At 32.5% G+C, this 4,125-nt stretch carries 3 protein-coding genes; 1 reads left to right on the top strand and 2 read right to left on the bottom strand.

The features are described from left to right. On the top strand, positions 1-829 hold an 829-nt coding region (locus AB8B65_RS10175), incomplete at its 5' end, for an acyltransferase family protein (protein WP_405300859.1). A gap of 319 nt (positions 830-1,148) precedes the next feature. Here the strand turns inward: AB8B65_RS10175 and AB8B65_RS10170 are convergent. Further along, a complete protein-coding gene (locus tag AB8B65_RS10170) occupies positions 1,149-3,236 on the bottom strand; it encodes a DUF2306 domain-containing protein (RefSeq protein ID WP_405300858.1) in 2,088 nt (695 codons plus the stop codon). 148 nt (positions 3,237-3,384) lie between these two features. Next, positions 3,385-4,125 (bottom strand): LytTR family transcriptional regulator DNA-binding domain-containing protein (locus tag AB8B65_RS10165; protein WP_405300857.1); only part of this gene is annotated, 741 nt, incomplete at its 5' end.

The following is a 4,125-nucleotide window of genomic DNA, read 5'->3' as shown; positions in this document are numbered from 1 at the left end:
GTTGTTTTTTGGTGTGTTAGTTATTGTGCCGCCACAAATATACTTTGGAAACATCGATTCTTTTACTTCCTATTTTGACGTATATACAAACGGGCATTTTGGCGTAAATCATCTTTGGTTTATAGAAAATCTATTTTGGATGTCTATGGTGTTAATTCCATTTATTTTGTTCCTGAAATCTTCGAAATCGAGCAAGTTTCTAGAGTTTTTTGAACACATTACGTCAAAACGCTTTGGGCTTTTTGCTTTGGTGATTCCGTTAAGTATTGTATTCATAGTGCTCAAACAATACTATCCAAGCTCTGACAAAAGCCTTCTCAATTTCTCCACTACGTTTTTCTATGGATTTTTCTTGATTTTGGGAATGTTGTTCGCTTCCGCAGAATCGACTTGGTTGCACTTGAAGCTATATCGTAAAACAAATGCCGTACTATTTATTGCAAGTTCCATCATTTTCTATACGTACTATTTGATGCCAAACGAATGGCTTTCACCCTATTTTTCTACTAACACACTTTGGATTTTTTGGTATCTTGTCTGTTGTTTAGTTGGTTGGAGTTTTGTGATTACCTTATTAGGTTTTGGTCAAATTTGGTTGAATAAAAAGAGTACGCTTGTACAAAAACTGAACGAAGCCATTTACCCGTTTTACATTCTGCATCAAACAGTTATTGTAGTATTTGCGTATTATATCATTCAGCTTGACGTGAATATTCCAGTAAAAATGATCTTACTAATCGTTACTTCTTTTCCTGCAATCATACTGATTTACAAGATTTTAATCTATCCGTATAAAATCACACGTATTTTGTTCGGAATGAAGAAATGACATTAGAATTCGTCAATTAGCAAACGTCAATTCAATTCCTATGACAAAAGTTAAGATTTATTAAAATCATTTTGAAACGTCGTTACGAGGTGCGATAGTGACGTGGCAATCTGTTTGTTATAGTACAAATCCTGTTATTTGAAGTAACAGATTGCTTCACTACGTTCGCAACGACGAATCATAGTACTAACCTTTCTTAAAAAACTCAGTAATACCAAAAAATGCCAATTCAAGTGATTTTCTGAATAGAATCGAAGAAATTGCATCGAGAATACTTTGAAAATTTATTTGAATTGACGTTTATAGTATAGTATCATATTCAAGACTTCAATTTCTTAATCTCCTTGCCTAATTCCTTATTCCAAGGATTTAATTCAAAAGACTTTTCAAGCAACGGCAATAATTCATGTTCATCGCTTCCAAGTTTGCGTAAACTTTCTATATAATAATCATACACGCGATGCGTATAATAACCTTCTGGATACAATTCAAAATTTAGTTTGTAAAACTGTATGGCTTCTTCATGTCTTCCTTTTTCAGCTAATGACTGTCCATATTCATTGATTAAACGTTCAGAAATTGCATATTCAGAATCTTTTGTATATTCTGCTTTAATAAACTCAATAATTTCATCTGTCGATTTTTCTTTTGCTAAAGCTGAAATAGATTTACGATTCAACATTAATTTTCGTAAAATCCACCAATAACGCCATTCTGGAGTCGAAGTTCTGTCTGAAAAATTAAGTAATGTGTAAATATCAACCGTTGTTTTATGAACTATGACAACATTTCGTTTTGGAATCACCGTAATGTATTGTCCAAATGCGCCCCAAGCTGTATATGCGCCTTCAAAATCTGGATTGTCATAAAAGCGATCAAACAACCACCACATGTATCCGTATGAAAGCTGTGCAGGACATGACAAATCTTTATTATAACGTATGTTTACAGTATCTTTCGGTGTAACTGTTGTTGTAATTTTACGAATCCAATCTTTAGAAATCAATTGTTTTCCATTCCATGTACCTTCTTGCAGCATAAGTTGTCCAATTTTTGCCATATCGCGTGTAGAAAGATGCATATGATATGCAGAATAACGCGATTTAGCTGTATTGACTGTTCTATCTTGATTTTGAATATTCCAATCCTGGAAACCTAACGGAATTGCTAGTTGTTGCTCTAACTCTTGATAAACATTTTTTCCTGTTTTTTCTTCCAGAATAAATCCAGCTACATTAAAATCCCAATTGTTATACAAAAAGTACGTTCCAGGCGCTACGCTACCTCTTTTTTTAAGGTTTTTAGTATCGTATCCACCATTTGCTGGTTGATGAAACACACCTGATCGTGCTGTTACAATATGATCAACTGTTGCTTGTTTTTCAATCGCTAACAATCCATCATCTTCGTTAATTCCTAGATTGTCAATCGTTTCATTCAAATCAATCGTACCGTTATCAACATATTTCCCATATAACATTGCTAGAATACTTTTTCGAACGGAAGCATTGTAGCTAATTTCAGAAACATCTCCATATTCATATACGACTTTACCATTTTCAAGCACAATCATACTTGTAGTTTCCGATTCTTCTTTCAAATACGTATCAATCTCCTGTAGTTTTTCTTCTGTAAAGACCGAATTTGTTAAAGAAGTTGTTTTTTCAAATGCTTCACCTTCAAAAGCAGCACTTTTATACAACCAAGTTTGCGGACTCATATAGGAAACCAAAATCGTAGTTCCAACCAAAATAGACATTCCGATCAATACTTTCTTGATTCTATATTTTTCATAAATCGAAACTAGTACTTCTTTTTTATGTATCCATACATACGCAATTGCAACATTAGGCAACCAACTTGCCCAAACAGAGATTCCGTATGCAAAACTAAAATCTCCTGTAATACTGATTAAAGGTGGTAGAATAAATCGTAACATAACTGCGGCAAAACTTCCAACATAACTATATATCATGTATTCACGGTGTTTTGCTACATTTCCTTTTCGTATGGCTTTATACGCCATGTAAGTTATCAACGTCCAAATAAAAGCGCCAAACACAAATCCTACTTTAGCGACAAGTCCGCCTTTAACAAAGAAACCAACATACAATCCTACAGGACCGCTAATGAAGATTGAAAACACGTAAATTTTCCCAATAATTCGGTGTGCTTTCATGAATTTCTTTCGAAATTTTCCTATGAATTGTATCCAACCGACAAATAACGCGATGCCACCAAATGCAATATGTATGTAAAAGGCGGTCATATATAAAGTACTATTCAGTACTTCGTCGGGTTTTGAAGATAATAATGCAATAGGTTCGTCTGCCAAAAAGTATTTTATAGGATAGACGCTAATAAATAGGCACAGACCAATAAAGATAAGCCAAGCTAATTTTTTCATTTTTTAATATTTTTAATTGATTGATGAGCTCAAAAATAATATCAAAATGAGTGTATTGAAATAGCCAAACTACACTAAGGTATAAAGTCAGTTATTTTGGTTGAAAACCTACTGTTTAGGTATGAAATATATCGTTTTAGGTATAAAATTAAAGCGCTAAAACTTGCTCTTTGTAGTTTTTTGACACGGGAAGTTCAATTTGCGTCAATGAAATGGTTGAAGAATCTTTCCAGGATTTAAAATGTGTTGGATTTATTAAATGTGAACGATGAATTTGCAATAGGAATTCAAAGTTAGATTGTAATTTTTTGAGTGAACTTCTAATCAATTTTGATTTCAATTCTCCATGTTCTAAATAGAAAATTTCCACATAGTTTTGCGAATTGGAAATACAAATTAAATCCACTTGTTTAATTTTTAAAATATCTAATTTATTCTCTCCTTTAATCGTAATTCGATCATCTTTTACAGGAATCAATTTAATAGCATACGTTCGTACCAAAATTAAAATTGGTGTTAAAATCAATACAGAATTCAGAATAATTTCTCTTAAAAAGGTAGAAAAATCATAAATTCCGCTCACAAGCGAACTTCTGTAGAAAATATATGTAGCAATTGTATATAAAACAAAGAAAAGTATCAGTGTTATGACTTCAAGTCCAATATTCCATTTTAACTTTTGTTCATATACTATTTTTTGAAAGAACGTAATAAATCCGTAACATACAAATGCAAGAATACTAAAGCCTAAACTTACAGTCATCCAAACCTTAAAATCCATTCTTCCATGTTCAAAGGGACGAATAAAAAAGGCAAATAAAAAGATCCAAGCACTGATTAACGCGCCAATAAGCACATGCAGTTTAATGGATGGGTTTAGTTGTTTCAT

This window comes from Kordia sp. (assembly GCF_045105435.1).
Taxonomy (GTDB): Bacteria; Bacteroidota; Bacteroidia; order Flavobacteriales; family Flavobacteriaceae; genus Kordia.
This window is presented reverse-complemented; position numbering and strand designations above follow the sequence as displayed.